General features: G+C 44.6%; 18 protein-coding genes. 2 read left to right on the top strand and 16 right to left on the bottom strand.

What is annotated here, in order from left to right:
- Positions 1-13 precede the first annotated feature (13 nt).
- On the top strand, positions 14-1273 hold the full coding sequence (locus ACSFC1_RS02705) for an SLC45 family MFS transporter (protein WP_435564590.1): 1260 nt from the start codon (positions 14-16) through the stop codon (positions 1271-1273).
- Between the two features lie 11 nt (positions 1274-1284).
- Here the strand turns inward: ACSFC1_RS02705 and ACSFC1_RS02700 are convergent, their stop codons facing one another.
- The 16 genes from ACSFC1_RS02700 to iolM are packed head-to-tail and all read right to left on the bottom strand — an operon-like array spanning position 1285 to position 17380.
- Positions 1285-2322 carry an ABC transporter ATP-binding protein gene (locus ACSFC1_RS02700; RefSeq protein WP_435564589.1) on the bottom strand — a complete coding sequence of 346 codons (1038 nt, stop codon included), beginning with the start codon at positions 2320-2322 and terminating at the stop codon, positions 1285-1287.
- Between the two features lie 5 nt (positions 2323-2327).
- Positions 2328-3134, bottom strand: coding sequence for an ABC transporter permease (locus tag ACSFC1_RS02695; RefSeq protein WP_435564588.1), 807 nt, complete (start codon positions 3132-3134; stop codon positions 2328-2330).
- Positions 3131-3961 (bottom strand): ABC transporter permease, encoded by an 831-nt coding sequence (locus ACSFC1_RS02690; protein ID WP_435564587.1) that lies wholly within the window; start codon positions 3959-3961, stop codon positions 3131-3133. The genes ACSFC1_RS02695 and ACSFC1_RS02690 overlap by 4 nt, the downstream gene beginning before the upstream one ends.
- A 43-nt stretch (positions 3962-4004) precedes the next feature.
- Positions 4005-5156 (bottom strand): extracellular solute-binding protein, encoded by a 1152-nt coding sequence (locus ACSFC1_RS02685; RefSeq protein ID WP_435564586.1) that lies wholly within the window; start codon positions 5154-5156, stop codon positions 4005-4007.
- Between the two features lie 49 nt (positions 5157-5205).
- Positions 5206-6018, bottom strand: a complete 813-nt coding sequence (iolO, locus tag ACSFC1_RS02680; RefSeq protein ID WP_435564585.1) for a 5-keto-L-gluconate epimerase — start codon at positions 6016-6018, stop codon at positions 5206-5208.
- The gene (locus ACSFC1_RS02675) at positions 6015-6818 is read right to left on the bottom strand and encodes a Cof-type HAD-IIB family hydrolase (protein ID WP_435564584.1); all 804 of its coding nucleotides are present in this window, start codon (positions 6816-6818) and stop codon (positions 6015-6017) included. The genes iolO and ACSFC1_RS02675 overlap by 4 nt, the downstream gene beginning before the upstream one ends.
- A complete protein-coding gene (locus ACSFC1_RS02670) occupies positions 6815-7909 on the bottom strand; it encodes an ABC transporter ATP-binding protein (protein WP_435564583.1) in 1095 nt (364 codons plus the stop codon). Before ACSFC1_RS02670 ends, ACSFC1_RS02675 begins: the two co-directional genes overlap by 4 nt.
- Positions 7906-9582 (bottom strand): ABC transporter permease, encoded by a 1677-nt coding sequence (locus tag ACSFC1_RS02665; protein ID WP_435564582.1) that lies wholly within the window; start codon positions 9580-9582, stop codon positions 7906-7908. Before ACSFC1_RS02665 ends, ACSFC1_RS02670 begins: the two co-directional genes overlap by 4 nt.
- 45 nt (positions 9583-9627) lie before the next feature.
- Positions 9628-10620, bottom strand: coding sequence for an ABC transporter substrate-binding protein (locus tag ACSFC1_RS02660; protein ID WP_435564581.1), 993 nt, complete (start codon positions 10618-10620; stop codon positions 9628-9630).
- Between the two features lie 17 nt (positions 10621-10637).
- Positions 10638-11483 (bottom strand): PfkB family carbohydrate kinase, encoded by an 846-nt coding sequence (locus tag ACSFC1_RS02655; protein ID WP_435564580.1) that lies wholly within the window; start codon positions 11481-11483, stop codon positions 10638-10640.
- A complete protein-coding gene (locus tag ACSFC1_RS02650; RefSeq protein ID WP_435564579.1) occupies positions 11480-12229 on the bottom strand; it encodes an ATP-binding cassette domain-containing protein in 750 nt (249 codons plus the stop codon). Before ACSFC1_RS02650 ends, ACSFC1_RS02655 begins: the two co-directional genes overlap by 4 nt.
- Positions 12226-13188 (bottom strand): ABC transporter permease, encoded by a 963-nt coding sequence (locus ACSFC1_RS02645; RefSeq protein ID WP_435564578.1) that lies wholly within the window; start codon positions 13186-13188, stop codon positions 12226-12228. Before ACSFC1_RS02645 ends, ACSFC1_RS02650 begins: the two co-directional genes overlap by 4 nt.
- A 59-nt stretch (positions 13189-13247) precedes the next feature.
- Positions 13248-14180, bottom strand: a complete 933-nt coding sequence (locus ACSFC1_RS02640) for a sugar ABC transporter substrate-binding protein (RefSeq protein WP_435564577.1) — start codon at positions 14178-14180, stop codon at positions 13248-13250.
- Between the two features lie 43 nt (positions 14181-14223).
- Positions 14224-15192 (bottom strand): 3-dehydro-scyllo-inosose hydrolase, encoded by a 969-nt coding sequence (gene iolN, locus ACSFC1_RS02635; protein WP_435564576.1) that lies wholly within the window; start codon positions 15190-15192, stop codon positions 14224-14226.
- Between the two features lie 2 nt (positions 15193-15194).
- Positions 15195-16181, bottom strand: coding sequence for a Gfo/Idh/MocA family protein (locus ACSFC1_RS02630; RefSeq protein WP_435564575.1), 987 nt, complete (start codon positions 16179-16181; stop codon positions 15195-15197).
- An 11-nt stretch (positions 16182-16192) separates the two neighbouring features.
- Positions 16193-17380, bottom strand: coding sequence for a scyllo-inosose 3-dehydrogenase (gene iolM / locus ACSFC1_RS02625; protein WP_435564574.1), 1188 nt, complete (start codon positions 17378-17380; stop codon positions 16193-16195).
- A 221-nt stretch (positions 17381-17601) separates the two neighbouring features.
- Between iolM and ACSFC1_RS02620 the strand changes: the two genes are divergently transcribed.
- Positions 17602-18366: a DeoR/GlpR family DNA-binding transcription regulator gene (locus tag ACSFC1_RS02620; protein ID WP_435564573.1), complete on the top strand. Its 765-nt coding sequence runs from the start codon at positions 17602-17604 to the stop codon at positions 18364-18366.
- Positions 18367-18369: the final 3 nt, after the last annotated feature.

The following is an 18369-nucleotide window of genomic DNA, read 5'->3' as shown; positions in this document are numbered from 1 at the left end:
AGGTGGGAGGATGGTGAAAGAATTCAGCTACTCAAAGGTTTTTCTGCTTGGGTTTGGTTTCTTTGGCATCAGCGTGCTCTGGCCTCTTTACAATGCCTATGTACCAATCTTTCTGAAAGATTTTGCCCTTTCCTCATTTCTCATAGGAATAGTGATGACAATCGACAACATCTTTGCAATAGTCATGCTTCCGTACATTGGCACCCTGAGTGACCAAACAAGGACAAGGTTTGGTAGAAGAAAGCCATACATCTTGGTCGGTGCACCACTCGGAGCTCTTTTCTTTTTGTTGATACCACTGATGCGAAGTGCAAAATCTCTCTTCATGATGATGGTTGTCATAATAGTTATGAACTTTTCTATGGCACTCTTTCGTTCTCCCGTTATAGCCCTCATGCCAGATATAACTCCTTCAAAGTATAGAAGTCAGGCAAACGGCATCATCAACTTCATGGGTGGCTTTGGCGCTCTATTAGCCTACTTTGCTGGCAAACCGTTGTACGACGCAAACAATGCTTATCCATTTTTCATCGGGGCGGCGCTGATGCTTTTTGCAAACCTTTTGGTCTGCCTGTTCATCAAAGAACCAGAAGAATACACACAGCCTCAAGACAGTTCTAAGGTGATTGAAACGGTTAAAAAAGGAAACAAGGAACTGATGAGTAATTTAAGGGATGTACTCTTCTCGAAAGAAAAAAGTCTTCTCTTCATGCTTCTTTCTATACTACTTTGGTTCATAGGGTTCAACGCACTGGAAACCTTTTTCACAAGTTATGCGAAATTTCACCTATCGATATCAGAGAGCACTGGTGCACTGGTGTTGGGCGTCTTTTCACTGACTTTTATGCTGTTTTCGATACCTGCTGGCATAATTGGATCAAAGATAGGAAGGAAGAAGACAATAAGCATAGGCCTCTTGGTGCTCGTTCTCTGTTTGTTCTTGGTTGTAATAGTGTCAATCTTTCTCGATGGCAAATCTATCCTATTACCGATGTTCTTCTTACTCTTTGCAATCAGCGGAACAGGTTGGGCTCTTGTGAACGTGAATTCATTACCGATGGTTGTTGACATGACGAAATCTGAGAAGGTCGGCGGTTATACAGGTCTTTACTACTTTTTCTCGATGGCAGCAAACATCTTTGCCCCGCCGTTGGCAGGGATTTTCATCGATACACTTGGCTACTCCTCGTTGATGGTTTTCTCCATAATCTTCGTGATCTTGTCCTTTGTCACGATGAGGTTTGTCAGAAGAGGTGAAGCCACTCAAAGTTAACAGCACAGATGTTATTCGTAGACAAAAAAACTACCTTTGCGCACCAGTATTTGAACTGATTGTTTTGGTTCAAAGGACTCTTCACTGTTGATGAACAACGGTTCTTGTATGTCCTTAACCATGATCTCATAACGATACTTAAAGCCCATATAGAGCTTTCCTACGATGGTGCCTTCGAGTTTCAGATCACCCTCCTGAACGAGCATCTCTCTTTCTATTGGCAAAACCTTTGCTTCTTCAGCTCTTATGACAACACGTACTGCTTGTTGTGATGTGTCAATCCTCAGATTGCCCACTCTCAAAGGTCCTTCTCCTGTTCTTGGGACAGTTACTACGCTGTTTACTCCTATGAAATCAGCCACGAATAGATTGGCAGGACTTCGGTAGACCTCCTGGGGAGTTCCCACTTGAAGAACTTTGCCGTTGTGCATGATCGCTATTCTGTCTGCTATGCTCAAAGCCTCTTCCTGATCGTGAGTCACATAGAGCGTCGGTATCTTCAGCTTCTTCTGCAAAGCCTTCAACTCGAACCTTATCCTCATTCTGATCTTGGCATCGAGGTTTGAGAGAGGCTCATCGAGTAACAATACATCAGGTTGTACAACGATTGCTCTTGCCAAAGCCACACGTTGTTGTTGACCCCCGGAAAGCTGATTGGGCTTCCTTTCTGCAAGTGACTTTATATCGAGAAACTCCAAAGCCCAATCCACCCTTTCTTTTATTTCCTTTCTGTCACACTTCTTTATCTTTAAACCATAGGCAACGTTCTCAAAGACTGTCATGTGAGGCCAAAGAGCATAGTTTTGAAAAAACATCGCGACATTCCTTTTCTCTGGCGGGAGTTCTGTGATATCCTTGGACTTTATGAATATTTTTCCAGAGTCAAGTTGAACAAAGCCGGCTATCGACCTCAGAAGTGTGGTCTTGCCAGAACCACTTGGACCTATAACTGCAAGGAGTTCTGCATCTTCAATTTCAATGCTGACGTCGTCAAGTGCCTTGACTGTACCATAAGACTTGTACAGATTTCTTGCCTCGAGCACAGCCATTGTTTTCAACCTCCCAAGCCTGCGATGTACTCGGCTTTCAAAAACCTTTCAATCAACACCATGAAGACCAAAGACGGTATGACCAGTATTATCGCTATAACACTTGCAATTTGGAGGTTATAGCCCATGCTTGAAGTGTACATGAGCACCGGCGCAGTCTGAATGAAAGGCGCTCCTATGAAAAACGCAGCGGTGAACTCGCCCATTGACCACAGAAAGACATAGATCGCTCCGGCGATTATGCCTGGAATCGCCAGCGGGAAGGTAATCGTCCAGAAGACTTTGAATCTGTTAGCACCAAGATTCTGAGCGACCTGTTCAAGTTCAACGGGAATGGCTTTAAAGGTTGCCGTTATTATCCAAAGTGAAAAGACGAGTGATGCCATCGTGTGAGCCAATACAATACCCCAGATATTTCCTCTCAGCCCCATCCTGCCAAAGATACTGGCAAGGTTTATGAAAACTGGTAGCTGTGGAAAGGCTTGTGGCATTAGGAACAAGAGAAGTAGAATTCTTTGAAGTGGTAATTTGTATCTCGCAAAACCATAGGCTGCTGGGACTGCAAATGCTATTGAGAATACGACTGTGAGCAAAGCTATGGAAACACTCAAAATCAACGAGTTGGTCACTCTTCCTTGTCTGAAAACTTCAAGCCAATACCTTAAAGTGAACTCTTGTGGCAACGGGCTGGGCCAGTACCAAACTCTTGCAAAACTCCAGATCACTATGCCAACAAGAGGACCTATCATTATCAAGAGCATCAGAATCACAAAGACAATCTTCAATGTGACACGTAGTATTGAGAATCTCATCCCTTGATACCTCCTCTCTCGGCAGCCATGAATCTGAGATAGTACACAGCGAATACGAGCACTACCAAGTAGGAGATAACACCAAGGGCATTAGCCACACCCCAATCGTTGAAAAAGTTTATCCTGAACATCATGTCGACTGTGATCATGTTCGGTGTATTTGGTCCAATCATAACGGGTATTGTGAGACTGCTGATAGTCCTGACGAAGGTGAGTATCGCAGCTACCATGATCGATGGTCTGCACATGGGAATAATCACCGTGAAGACAATCTTGGCTTTTGAAGCTCCTAAGTTCCTCGCCGCCTCGATGTACGAGCTATCAAGAGCTCTGAAGGCTCCAAGAATTATCAGTGCAGCGTAGGGAGTCATCACCCACACGAAGGTCCACAGAAGTCCAATCCAACTTCTTGAGAAACCCGGCAGTTCTTCCACCCTGATGATTGTTTTCAGCAGGGTGTTCAAAGTACCATGTGGTGCAAGGAATATCCTCATCGCATGACCCACTATCAAAAAAGGTATGAACAATGGTAGGCGATACATAACGTCTAAGAATCTCCATTCTTTGAACCTGAGATAGCTTGCCAAAAGAACACTCAAACCGAGTACAACTACCATGGTTGCAGCAGTCATGCCTACGGAATAAAGCACATCGCGCAGGTATATCTCAAAGACCTTTTGATAATTTGCCCAACTCAGCTTACCGTCTTTCAGAAAACTTGTCCAAATTGAACGAATCAACGGGTAGACATACAAAAGTACCAAAACCATTAGAGCGGGAAAGATCAAGAGAAAACCGACAAGTAAATTTCTTTGTTGTGCTCTCATCTTCCATCATCCTTGAAAGGGGCAGAGCTTACGCCCTGCCCTCTCATTTTTCAACCCATTTCTCGTATGCTTCTTGCATATCTTGTTTGTAAGGAAGTAGTGGCATCGGTTTGCCGTACTTTAAAAGATCCTCTTGTTTTACATCTTTGTAGATTTTGTCCAGAACGTCTTTTGCAAGGTGAGGTGTCACAAAGTCATCACCTATCGCTGGGTACCAGTTAAACCTTTCGACGATGTACTTTGCCTGCATCTTTGGAGAAGACACAAGCTCTACCAGCTTCAAAGCATAGTCAGCGTTTGCAGCCTTTGTTGGTATGGCAAAGTGCATAGGTTGACCAGGCATACCTGGAGCTAATATAACGATTCTTATGTTTGGATCCATCCTTCCTTCGCGCATCCAGGTGTAGAACATATCAACCCAAACAGGTCCCATCCATATCTCGCCACGGTTAAGTGCATCGAGTGTACCTGCATTGCCAGCTGTCATGGTCACATATTTGTTGAATTCCTTCAGTTCTGCGTATATCTGTTGCCAGTCTTCTTCGTATTTCTTGTCATATGGACCGTTGATGAGGATATCTGTGTTCTTCGACTTCCAGTACACCCATCCAAAGACAAATGAGACACCAGACATACCACCTTTGATACCGTTGTAACCGAACTTGTTTGGATTCTTTTTCACCCATTCAACCAACTCTGCATAGGATTTCGGTGGGTCTTTGACGAATCTTGGGTTATAAGCAATAGCCGTTTGACTGTGAAACATTGGCATCACATAACCATCAACATTCACGCCAAGTGCCATTTCGTCGGTATTCCTTATTGCAAGTCTCTTAGCCGTGAGAAAATCGGTGTACTGTCTTATCAAACCTCTTTCGATAGCCCACACAGCACCAGTTTCGTGAATCACGACAAGATCTACTGCCCATTTGTCTTTCCCTGAGTCCTTCTCAAGTTGTAACTGCTGAATGATCTGCTGAGAACCTGCATCACCAGGACCTGTACCAACAACCTTGATCTTCACGTTCGGATAGAGTTTTTCGAACTCTGGTGCAATCTCGTACTGAAAGAAATCGACCATGTTCTGGTCTCCAGCTACCATCATCGTCAGATTAACCTTGATGGGGATCTCTGACTGAGCGAAGGCGAAAATGAATGCCATGACAAGCAGAAGAACTGACAAAACCTTCTTCATAAAAGCACCTCCCTTGGAATCAAGCTAAACCCCCTTCATTAATTGGCTTTCAAAAATCAATAAAAGATTTCAAAGTCTCGTAGGCAATCTTTGCAGCTTCCTCTGCACCATTCGGTTTTGGCAGACATTCAACAGAGATATAACCCTTATAGCCGATGCTTTTCAGAGTCTCAAAGGTGGAAGCGAAGTCGTAGTGACCTGTACCTGGAGCCCATCTGTTGCTGTCTGCAACGTGAAAATGGAGCAGTTTGTCAGCGATTGAAAGAAGATTCTTCTCGATCTTTGCTTCTTCTATGTTCATGTGAAAGGTGTCGGCAAGTATACCAACGTTTTCTTTGTCTATGAGTTTAACAACTTCATAGGTCTCTTCAAGTGTGTTGAGAAAATCTATTTCATATCTGTTCAGCGGTTCTATAACTAAGGAGACACCTTTCGACAGACCATACTCTGCGAGCTGGCGCATCTGCTCGACAAAGATACTGAGAACATCTTCGAATAGCCTGCCCTTTCTCATTCCCCTTATGAAACCTATGATCACCTTTGCGCCAAAGTGCGCTGCAAAGTCTATGTGTTCTTTCAATCGATTCTTCGCTCTTAATCTGATATCATCATTCGAATCTATTAAATTCAGCCCTTCTGCCAAAAAAGCCTGTCCTGTTCCAATGGCAGCGACCTGCATTTGGAGTCTTTCAACAACATCCTTTATCTGTGCAACATCCACTACCTTAGGATCTCTTACGGCAATCTCGACTGCATCGTAGCCTATTCTCTTAGCCATTTCAACACCCTTGACAAGATCGCCTTTGAAGGCAAGAGAGTTAAAAGCTGCATCAGAGGTACTTATCACAAGAGCTATCTTCAACCTTTCCACTCTCCTTTGAGCAGTTCGTAAATCTTCTTCATCGCAATCTCACCAATCTCCTGAATGTAAAGCTTTGAAGCTTTCTTGACATCTTCAGTCGACTTGCCCACCGCTATTCCCAGCCCTGCTGTCTTTATCATCTCCAAATCGTTCATGCCGTTTCCAACAGCTACAACTTCATTCAAGGATATCTTCAAGATGTTGGTTAATTCTTTCAGAGCAAAACCTTTGTTTGCATTCTTTGGAAGTACCTCGAGTAGATCATCCTCTGATCGAACAACCTGTGCTTCTTCGTGAATCAGCTCAGGTAGATCGACCTCCAAACCGTTCAGATCGTAGAAATGCCCTGCGAAGACTATCTTGGTTACATTCCAAGATCTTGCAACGTAGAGATCATTGATCGATCTGTAAGTCAAGGCGTCTCTGATGACATAAGTCGCTGCATTCAGCCCAAGGTTATAAACGTAGACATCTTCATTCACAAAGATAGCTGTTGTCAAATTCTTTTGCTGCATTGCTATCTCGAGAACTATTTCAGTGGCTCTTTGTGAAAGATTGTGCTGCGTCAGATATCTTTTAGAAACAGGGTCGAAGATCCTTGCACCGTTGAGCAAAATAACAGGTGTGGTGAGTTTCAAAACTTCTATGTACTCTCTGCAAGAAGATAAAGAACGCCCCGTTGCAATCGTGAATCTTATCCCAAGCTCTTCTATTTTCTGAACTATCTGAATCGTTCCCTGCGAGACTGTGTGATCTACTTCTAAGAGTGTGCCGTCTAAGTCTGATACGAGCAGCTTCATTCATACTTCACCACCGAGAGCGTTGAAGGATCAAAGGTCAATCCAACTGTTTCGTTGTAATCCGGCAGACTCAACGAGGCTGGGTTTTGAATTTCAACTGCTACGACTCCGTGATCTGTTTTCACTTCGAAGAAGGCATTGGCACCTGTGTAGATCTTGGTTACAACTATTCCTCGAAGAATGCCATCTTCTGGTCTCACAAATCTGCCACCCTCTGGTCTGAGAACTAAGTACACCTTTTCATCCGGTTGAAAACTCATACCTTCACGCACATTGACATTAAGAACAGATCCACTTGCAGTTTTAATCTTGCACACACTTTCATGACAGCTGATCACAGTCGACTCGAGGAAATTGGCTTTCCCAATAAAACTCGCGACAAATCTATTTGAAGGATATCTGTAGATCATCTGAGGAGCATCTTGCTGCATTATTATGCCGTCTTTCATAACGATCACCATGTCCGATAGCGTCATAGCCTCAAGCTGGTCGTGAGTGACATAGATACTGGTGATACCAAGATTGGACTGAATCTTTTTCAGTTCTATTCTCATCTGCTCACGAAGCTTCGCATCGAGGTTCGACAGAGGTTCATCTAAGAGCAAGACCTTTGGTTCAACGACGAGTGCACGAGCGAGAGCAACACGCTGTTGCTGGCCTCCCGAAAGTTGGCTTGGATATCTCTTTTCCAATCCACTTAAACCAACCACCGAAAGTATTTGGGATACTCTGTTCTTGATCTCTTGTGAATTCAACCGCTTGTTCTTCAAGCCATAAGCCACATTTTCAAAGACATTCATATGTGGGAACAGTGCATAGCTCTGGAAAACCATTGCAGTTGGTCTTTTGTTGGGTGGCTGGTCATTCACAACAACATTGTCTATCAAAACATCTCCTTTCGTTGCGATCTCGAAACCACCAATCAGTCTCAGAGTAGTGGTCTTCCCACAACCAGATGGTCCTAAAAGAGTTAAGAGCTGTCCTTTCTTCACACCGAAACTCACACCGTTGACAGCCCTTACAACAGAGCCAGAGCTTTTGTCCAAGAATTCTTTAACGAGACTTCGCACCTCAACGTAATACTCAGTCATGAAACTGCCCTCCTGATCTTCGTTTGATAAGAGAAGTTGATCGTCAAAAACCGCAGCACAAACATCGCCATCAAGACAATGCCAATCAACACATAACTCAGCGCAGCAGCCTGTGCCAAATCGCTGTTTCCAACTGCGCCGAGTATCCTCACAGTTATCAAATTCCATTTGCCGGAGACGACAAAGATGACTGCACTTATTGCCGTCATACTTCTCACAAAGGCTGTAAAAAGCGCATTGAAGAAAGCTGGCATCAGAAGCGGCAACGTGATTCTCCAAAAAGTCTGATTACTGCTACTGCCAAGATCCAAAGAAGCTTCTTCTATCGATCGATCTATTTGATAAAGTGCCGCCACTCCATTCTGCACACCTACGGGCAGTTCTCTGAAGACAAAAACAAGTATTATGATCAAAGCTGTTCCCGTGAATAAAAGAGGTTTTTGGTTGAAAGCAAGTAGATACCCTATGCCAACAACGGTACCTGGTACTGCAAAGGTCAACAATGAGACAGCTTCCATCGCACGTCTGCCTGGAAACTGCTTCCTTGCCACGAGGTATGCAATCATGATTCCGAGGATTCCACAAAGAGGTGTTGCTATAGAAGCGAGCACCAAGGTGTCCTTTATGAATTCCCAATTGTATGTGAATGCAAATTTATAGTTGTCGAGTGTTAATCTGTGATTAACGCCCCAAAGCTTTGTGAATGAACCGAACAAAACAGTCCCATAGAACAGAAAGATCATCGAAACAAGAATCAGACAGATGACAGTGAAAATCACCTTTACATAGAACTTTGGCTCAAGCGCTCTGACGATAGAAGGTTTCCCTGTAACGGTCACATAGGATTTTCTCGACAACCAATATCTCTGCACAAAAAAGGCAATCAGAGTTGGTATCAAAAGCAATATTGCCAGTCCAGAACCGTATGAGATTCTGTACGAGCCAGTTATTTCAAGATAGGCTGACACACTCAGCACGTGATATCTCCCGCCGAGTATTAAAGGATTTCCAAAATCTGCCATTGACTGCGAAAAGACCAAAAGCCATGCGGACAAGATTCCAGGCATAGACAATGGGAAAGTCACTCGCCAGAAGGTGCGCCATTTGCTTGAACCAAGGCTCAAAGACGCTTCTTCTAGATCTGAACTTATAGACATCAGTATGGCTTCAAGAGTCATGAACGCAGTTGGAAAATATGCAAGCGTTTCTACTATTACAAGACCCCAAAAACCATAGATCTCAAAAGGCGGAGTGCCTGCAAAAAACTTCCTTGTGATAATCCCGTTTCTTCCCAATAAGAGTATTGCGGCAAGCGCGATCACAAACGGAGGCGATATGATGGGGAAGGTCGCAACAGTTCTGAAAAAACCTTTCATCGGTATATTCACTTTGGTTATAGCGTAAGCAAACAGATAACCAATCAAAACCCCCACCGAAGCCACCGTAACACCCAATTTCAGCGTGTTGATTATAGGTGTCACAAAGTATCTCTTGCTGAAGAGTGTTCTGTAGACATCAAAACTGTATACGCCTGACTTGGGCTCAAAACTCTTCAATCCAACCATTATTATTGGATAGAGCACAAAGACAGCGAGCAAAGCCCATATGAAAACGATCATAGCGAGTAGCATAGGTTCGTTCCAAATCCTCTTCACTTGCTTAACCCAATACATTTCATCTCCTCCAAAAAGGCGTGGCATCTCTGCCACGCCGGATGATCACATACCGTACTCGATTTCTTCTTTCCATCTCTCGATGAGTCTGTCTTTTTCAGCGCCGAAGTATTCGAAGTCCATTGGTACGATGTTGACATCCTGCATCTTCACTGCGCCGGGAGCTACCGGTGCCTCTGGGTTGATCGGTATTCTGTTCCACTTGACCATCAAACTCTGCGCTTCTGCCGAAAGCATCCAATCGATGAATTTGGCTGCCAAATCTGGTTCAGGAGCGCCTTTAATCATTGACATGGCACCGATCTCGTAACCAGTTGGTTCCTTGGGGAAGGTGAGAACTATTGGATAGCCCTTGTCAATGCCTTTTGTTATTATGTCATGTGCAAATGCTATGCCTACAGTTATTTCGCCCAATCCCGCTTGAGTGACACATGCCGAACCCGAAGTGTTGTAATGGTGAATCTGTTTGTGCAATTGTTTCCAGTAATCAAAGGCTTTGTCTTCTCCCATTATCGCAACGAGTGCTGCCAATACGGTGTAAGACGTTCCAGATGTGTACGGATAGGCAAGTGAGATTCTTCCTTTGAATTGCGGCTTGAGCAAGTCGTACCAAGAAGTTGGTGCCTCGACACCGAGTTGTTTCAGCTGTTCTTTATTGCTTCCGAAGGCAATTGCTCCAAAGTAGATGCCTATCCAGTAACCGTCAGGGTCTTTGAAAGCTGCCGGTACTTTCTCGACTGCCTCAGACCTATAAGGTGCCAGAAGCCCTTTCTTCTTCGCTGCAATCTGGTCTATCGCTGGTCCACCGAACCAAACACTCGCTTGTGGGTTTTTAGACTCTGCTTCTACCCTCGCAAGGAGTTCACCTGAAGACATCCTCACAACCTGTACCTTGATACCTGTAGCCTGTTCGAAGGCTTTGACGTAGATAGGCCACTCGTTTTCATCTAAAGCCGTGTAGATATGCAAGATTTGTTCCTTTGCGAAAGACACCATCGCGATCAAGACAACGAGCGCCAGCACCAAGAGTTTTTTCATTTCAAACACCTCCTCTATTAGCCCCTGTAGGGACCTGGATATTGCATTTTTTCAGAAGTCACCTTTGCTGCAGTTTTGATAGCTTTGTCTAAATCACCTGCGGCAGCTAAGAAAGCTGCCAAGCAAGTATCCCCTCTGCCAGTTCTACCCTCTATGGTGTACTTGGCAAAAGGAGCTTCATAGAATCTGTCACCATCGTAAGCACAGACACCGTCTCTATGAGTTGCCAAGACGATTCTTGCCCCCATTCGGTGTATCTCACGACTTGCAGCTTTTAAATCTCTATTGTTGGTCAGGATAAAGGCTTCGTTGTTGTCCACTTTGAACACATCGAAAAACGGCAGATATCTTTGTTTATCAGACCAATCTCTGTATTCAAGTTGCCCGTCACCAACCACGTTTCTCAAAAAACCTTGAGCATCTCCTGCTAAGAGTTCGGTTTTCTCTCTGAGTATTGGTATCAAAGATTCGGAAAATTCACCATGCCAAAGGGCACTGAGAACTATGACTTCATAAGAGCGATCGAATTTGAGATCTTGCTCATCAAAAGAATTAGCCAAGGAGAGAACACGGCTAACTCGATCATCTGGGTTTTCCGTGGGATAGAAATTTTCAATCGTCGTTGTACTATCGCTGGAGAAAAAAGAGACCTTTATGCCGGCATCGAGCATCTCATTGTAGAGATAACGGTCAGTAGCCGCACACTTGGTTATCACACTGCATCTTGCACCTGTTCTTTGTGCGGCTATACTGCCGTAGAAAACACCTCCACCAGGTACAACTACGGTCTTTTGCAAGGTTCTGTTTATATCCTTTGCAACGTGCCCGACAAAGAGAATTTCCATCTCTATCACCTTTCTCACTTGACCCCAGCTGCCGCCGCGATAACATCCATTATGTGCTGGGGTGTTATGTCTTTCTTCTTGTAATCTCCTATCTTCTCGCCGCGTTCGAGCAAAACCAATCTGTCAGCGACTTCATACACATGGTAGATGTTGTGGGTTATGAAAATCACAGAAATACCCCTTCTCTTTGCCTCGAGTATGTGTTCCAAAACCTTCCTTGTCTCGCCAACAGAGAGTGCCGCCGTTGGCTCGTCTAAGATTAAGAGTTTTGCTCCAAAATGGATTGCCCTTGCGATTGCAACAGCTTGTCTTTCACCACCTGACATGAATGCAACTGTTTCTTCTGGATTTCTCACAAAGATTCCAATCTCCTTGAGTGCCTCCATAGATATCTGTTTCATCTTATTGCGCTCTATGAATCTAAATGGTCCAATCTTCTTGACGATCTCACGTCCTAGAAAGAAATTCCTCCACAATGGCATCAAATTGACTAACGCAAGATCTTGATAAACGGTCTCTATACCGAGTTGTCTTGATTCCCATGGCGATCTGAAGGCTATTTTTCTGCCTTCAAAATAGATTTCTCCTTCGTCTGGTCTGTAATAACCAACGAGTATCTTTATGAGCGTTGATTTTCCTGCTCCATTGTCTCCCAAAAGCCCAACGATTTCATTTCTGCCTACTTCGAAATCAACACCCTTCAGTGCTTGAACGCGCCCGAAGGATTTCTTTATACCATTCATCTGAACGAGTGGTGCGTTCACCCTGCCACCTTCTTCCTGATTCTTGCGTTTATCACGGCAGCCACGATGAGGATGACACCGATGAAGGCTCTGTACCAATACGCAGGAGCACCCGCAAGAACCAATCCATTTCTCACCATACTGATCATCACAGCACCTATCAGCGCGCCAAAGACACTCCCATAACCACCTGTTAAAAGTGTTCCACCCATCACAGCCGAAGCGATTGCCTCCAATTCAAGTTCTTGACCAAGTGTTGGATCGACTATCTTAAAGCGTGCAAAAGTGGTAAGACCTGCAAAGCCAGCAAGAAGACTACTGATCACGAAATTCATGATCTTCACACGCTGTGTGGGTATTCCAAGTGCTCTTGCTGCACCAAGATTCCCACCGGTTGCAAAGGTCCAATTGCCATAACGCGTCCTTTCGAGAACAAACCAAAAGACAAGCGCGAGCACGATGAACCAGATCGCTGAATATCTCAAACCTCCTGTGACTCGTCCACCAAGGTAATCGAGCATCTTTATGCGTCTTGAAAGAATTATGGGGAAACCACCTGTCACCGCTAGTAATATGCCGCGCCAAAACATCATCATTCCGAGAGTTGTTATGAAAGAAGGTATTCCTGTCTTCAGAGTCACAAGCCCATTTACAATGCCAACTCCAACGGCAATCGTTAAACCTGCAACAAGTGCGAGGTACTCATCGATCTTGTGGTTCACCATTATCGCAAAGACCATGGGAACTACCGCAAAGACGGCTCCGACTGAGAGGTCAAACTCTCCGCTTATCATCAGCATACTAACACCTATCGCGATGATGCCCAGCTCTGCAGCCATGGTGAGTGTGTTCATTAGGTTATCCACGCTGATAAAACGATTCGATAAGAAAGAAAAGATCGCAAAAAACACACCAATTCCAACAGCAGCTCCGAATTCCTTTATCCTCAAAAGATTCAGCAGGTCGATTTTCTTCTTCAAGAAAATCCCCCTTTGTGTAGAAGAGGCGAGCCTTCACGGCTCACCTCTCGAGATTTTCCTCAGCGGTAACCGAGCTGCACTGTTTTCTCAACGATGTCAACGTTGGTTTTATCGACTATTGAAGGACCAGTCAAAATATCTTCGTGTGGAATCAGACCAAATTCTTTGTACAGATACAGAAAGACTATTGGCAGATAGCCTTGCAAGTATTGCTGTTGGTCGATTGTGAAGACAACCACACCTTGTTTGATTGCATCGGTTATTCTTGTTGTCAGGTCTATTGCACCAATCTTCACCTTTCCAACCAGTTTTTCTTCTTCAACAAGCTGTATCGCAGGATGTGCACCAAGAGGACCGAGCGTGAATATTGCATTTGTCTCAGGATACTTAGTCAAGTAACTCTTGAGTAAGGTCAATGCTTTCGTTGGATCTGTTGTGATGTCGAGTTTCTCTACAGGTATCTTCTTTTCGGCGAGTACATCTGTGATACCCTTTGCTCTTGCTTCAAGTCCAGCGTGACCCGGTTCGTGGATCGCAACAACGGCTCTTTTCGGTGTGAACTCTTGCAACATCCTTCTTGCGGCGTAAACACCAGCCAAATACTCATTCATACCGACATAGCACAGATATGGTATCTTCTCATCTGCGGATCTGTCATCTGGGACGTTGATAGCAACTACTGGTATACCCATCTCAATTGCCTTTCTGAGCGGTTCATCGAGCGCGACCGGGTTGGTGATTGTCACGACAAGACCATCTGGCTTCTTGACTATCGCTGAATTCACCAGATCGATGAACTCTTTGAGTGAGAATTTCTCTGGACCGAGATAAACTGCATCAACACCAAATTTGGTTGCGGCGTCCTTAACACCTTTCATGACAACACCCCAGAATGGATCAGCCGGTCCACCATGAGAGACGACGTAAAATGTGTAACTGAAGGCAGCGACAACTGACACAGCAATCACCAAGAGTGTTACAAACCTCTTCACAAAAATCCCCCCTCAATAAGAAGACGCTCAAGGCGCCTTCTGCTCACCACATGTTGCCCAAGCTGTAGATACTCCTCCACCCAGGCTCGAAGGGCTTCTTCAGAGCAGCCTCTAACTCCTCCTTGGGTCTCTGAGACAGTTCATTGGCTGGTGGGAGTTTACCAACAGGATAGGTTTTCATTATGTCAGTAACGAGTTTTTCTAAATAATCGAGCAGTGCTTCTATTCCTTCCTTTGCTTTCTCTGCGCTTGCCTTAGTTGCCTTCCCAACAACTCCTTCTGGATACGCAGCAATTTCTATTGGACCTCCACCCACATGTCCATACCATGCGATCGCCCTGTGCAATAAATTACCAGCCTTGTCGATATGACCTTCTGGTAGATAGCCACGAGGTGTTGTGTCGACTGCCCACTCTTGGTGGCAGAACTCTGGGAACAGAGCAAGACTCCAAGAGGTTTCTACCTCGTCGGCATGGATAAAGTATGTTTCATATGGTCCACCCTCTTGTTTGATCTTGAACTTATCTTGAATCGCATGGTACCAGTTGACATTGAAGATCATTGCTGGCACTTGGAAGATCTTTGCGAATTTGTGTATAGCAACGGGTATGACGAACTCTTGACCATGACCGTTCAGAAGTATCTGTTTCTTAAAGCCTGCATTCCAGAAACCTGCTATTACGCTCACAAGCAAGTCAATGAAAGCTTCATCCTTCACAGGTACCGTTCCGGGCATGCCTATGTGATGATATGGATGGAATCCATACCATATCGGCTCAGCCACGGTACATCCAGTTTTAAGAGCGATCTGTTCTGCCATCCTTGTGACCAGGAATGTGTCTTCACCAGTGGGAGCATTTGGACCATGATTTTCAGTACTTCCAACAGGTATGATGATCAGATCACATTTTTTCAGACGTTCTTCGATTTCTTTCATTGTCATTGTTTGGTAATAAGCACCAGATGGTTTCTCCATGTGCCCCTCTTTCGGGGGTATTTCCCACTTTGACATTTCTATCCCTCCAATCTCACATGCGCATTACCACTTTCAACAGCCCTGTAACATGCATCTATGATCTTTATGACCTTCACGCCATCGCTCACTGTAACAGGCGGTGTTCTGCGTTCTTTAAGGCAATCGATGAAGATTCTGTTTTCAACGATGTAGCCCCATTTCTCTTTGAAGTCGACCTTTGTGAAATCATGGCTCTCCACTTCTTTTCCAAGACCCTTACAGAAATGGACCCTCTCCATCTCTTCATTTGCCATCATCACATGTTCGCCGTAGACCTCCACTCTTTCAAATGGTATCATCCAGCTCGCGTGGGCACAGGAAGTGAAAGTACCAATTATACCGTTCTTCATTCTCACTGTGAGCGCCCAATCATCGATATCTGGATAGACACTCTTTTTGCCAAGCACAAACATTTCCTCTACATCTCCAAACAACCAACGCATCATGTCAAAGAGATGAAGGGTACTTTCAAAGAGAAAGCCACCCGTGTATGATCTGTCTGAGGTCCACGGTGGATTGAGTAGTTCACCCCTGTTCATCTTTATTTGGAAAGAGTATGGTTTGACAGAACCGTTTTCGATTCTCTCTTTCATGAAGGTATAAACGTGTGCAAATCTCCTGTTGTGGCCCACCTGAAAGATTGCATTCTTCTCCTTGACTTTCTTCTCGAGCGTCAAGGCGTCCTTCAGAGAGATTGTCATTGGCTTTTCACAGAAAACATTCAAACCAATCTCGAGTGCATTCATTGCGTATTCAAAATGTGTTTTGTTCGGTGAAGTGATGTAAACGGCATTTACTCCAGCTTCTTTCATCTGCTTTAGATCGTCGAAAACCTTTGCTTTGAATCTCTCGGCAACAGCTTTTGCCCTGGCTTTGTCGACATCCATCACACCGGCTATCTCGACATCCTCAAAGGTCGAAAGAATCTCAAGATGGACTTGGCCTATGAAACCGCTTCCAACTACTCCTACCTTGATCTTCTCCATAGAAGATCACCTCAAGGATTCAGCATTGTCACTTTGATGAGCTCTTTGTCAGTCTGCAACTTCTTTATGTATTCAGGTATCTCTTCGAGCTTGACGGTCTTGGAGATTATCTTAGTCATATCCATTCCGCTTGCCATCAGACTTATCACATTCGGGAAGTTTCCATGTCCTGAGTGACCTTGTGAACCAACTATCTGAGCACGTCTCACTTGGAACACTTCACCAGTAACGGGAATCTTTGCATCCGCTCTTGCCACTATGACAACGGTCGCATTCACACCTCTTGCGCGCCAGATAGTCTCTTCGATATCTTTCCAAACAATTTGAGGCAATCCAGTGGCTTCAAGATAGATCTTCGCGCCCATGCCGTTTGTGCTGTCCAAAACGGCTTCAACGAAGTTCTCTTTGGTTGGATCTATTACTACGTCTGCACCCAATTCCTTGGCTAGTTTTCGCCTTGTTTCAGAGGGTTCAGACAATATCACTTTAGCTCCACCGGCCTTTTTCAACACCGCAACAGCTGCAAGTCCTATGGGTCCACCTCCGAGAATCACAACATTTTCACCAGGTCTTATTCCTCCACCTCTTTCTATGACCGCGTTGTAGGCAACGGAGGTCGGTTCAACAAGACTGCCAGCCAGGAACAGTTTGTCTCCTTGATAGTTCTTCTCGAGCTCCTTCAAACTCCAGAGATATTTAGCGTCAGAGATAACATACTTAGCGAAGGCACCATCGATGTCAAAGCCAATTTCATGAAGGTTTTCGCAGTGGTTTGGATAGCCATCAGCACATGGTCTGCAGTGTCCACACCAAAACATTTCTTCAGAAGTCACCGGTTCGCCAGGTTCAAATCTCTTGTTCGTCCTTCGGTTTATCGCTTCTGGACCAGCATCGACAACTATTCCAGAGAATTCATGACCAAGTGTTGATGGAAATCCCGTCAACCCAGGGTAAAGCATGTATCCGTCCTGATCGGCTTGTGCCATGTGAACATCGCTACCACAGATTCCGCATGCCTTGACTTGAATGAGCACTTCGGTTGGCTTCTTGATCTTTGGTTCTGGTACCTCTTCAACAACAACTTCCGGATAACGCCAAACCTTGCTTCCAAGCCAACAGACCTTTCCTTCTACGTCTTTGGGACCGAGTTTGAAACCAGGTCTTGGATCCCACTTAGCGTGTAACCTGACTGCCTTCATCTTTCACCCCTCCTGTGCCGCCTTTCCGGCTCAATTATAAGTCTACCTACAGTTAACAGTACAGACAACTTTGAAAATCGTCCTTCACAAGCAGTTATTGACTGAGTATCACCATGTTGCTCTCTGTCTTTCCTTTTTTCTCACTCTTTCATGTGATTTTGTATTGTTTCGAAATTGACTTTCGTAACCGAAATTGATAGTATTCAGATGGAGGGATAATTTTGTTCACTGAAGAGCGCAGAAATGTGATTCTTGACCTTTTACGAAAGAAAGGAAAGGTAACTGTCAACGAACTGACAAGACAACTCAAGGTGAGCAGTGTGACTATAAGAAAAGACCTCGATTTCCTGGAAGCAAACGGTTCTATAGTGAGAACACACGGTGGTGCGATACTACCAGATCATTCCCGCTCTGAATGGAACTTCCTCAAAAAGATACATCAGCGCGAAAATGAAAAGAAAAGAATAGCAAAGAAAATCGTCTCACTCATAGAGGATGGCGACACCGTAATACTCGACAGCAGCAGCACAAATTACTATGCAACCTTTGAACTGAGAAAATCAGAACTCTCTATGATAACGGTAGTAACCAACAACGTTTTCATAGCCGGCAAACTGATAGAACTTGGAGTTGAAGTGCTCGTTCTCGGTGGAGTTGTGAGGGAAAACAGTCTTTCACTTGTAGGTCCGTGGGCTTTGAGATTTCTCGAAGAGATTAACGTTGATAAAGCCTTTTTGGGTACAACCGGATTCTCCATGGACAAGGGTTTCATGACGCCCAGTGTTGTAGAGGCAGATGTAAAAAAAGCAATGATACAAAGCTCTTCGAAGGTGTACATCGTCACAGACTCGACCAAATTCAGCCGCAGTGCATTCGCTTCTTTTGCTCTACCAGAGGACATAGACGGTGTGATAACAGATGAAAACATACCGAAAGAATATGAAGCATTTCTCCTTGAAAAAGGTGTTCAGGTCTATAAAGCGTGAAGG

Origin of the sequence: Pseudothermotoga sp. U03pept, from assembly GCF_051235805.1 — a bacterium.
GTDB lineage: Bacteria > Thermotogota > Thermotogae > Thermotogales > DSM-5069 > Pseudothermotoga_B.
This window is presented reverse-complemented; position numbering and strand designations above follow the sequence as displayed.